This is a genomic window from Methylobacterium sp. A54F (assembly GCF_053346035.1).
The window spans coordinates 1-315 of the sequence record NZ_JBKFBF010000099.1; the positions used below are offsets into that span (position 1 = coordinate 1).

Below are 315 nucleotides of genomic sequence, written 5' to 3' on the forward strand. Positions count from 1 at the left end.
AGCTCGTTCGCAGCTCCCCAAGGCTTATCGCAGCGTACCACGTCCTTCATCGCCTCTCAGCGCCAAGGCATCCACCGAATGCTCTTAAGGCACTTGATCGCTCTCGTGATCGATGTCCGCTGGCGAGACACAGCCGATCCGGCTGCCCTCACCCGCGCACACGGGTCACAAAAAGACCCGTGACGCACTCCTTTCGAAGCGCGTCACAGTTGCTTGCCGAACGTGACCCTGGCGGACCAGCTCTCGCTGCCGTCACGGTCACATTCCCTCTTCACGATGTCACTTCGCAGATCCCGGTCACCCGGGCCTGCAAAC

General features: G+C 61.3%; 1 rRNA gene. It reads right to left on the reverse strand.

The window, feature by feature from the left end:
- A 23S ribosomal RNA gene (locus ACLBXP_RS25510) occupies positions 1–99 on the reverse strand; the annotation flags it as partial.
- Positions 100–315: the final 216 nt, after the last annotated feature.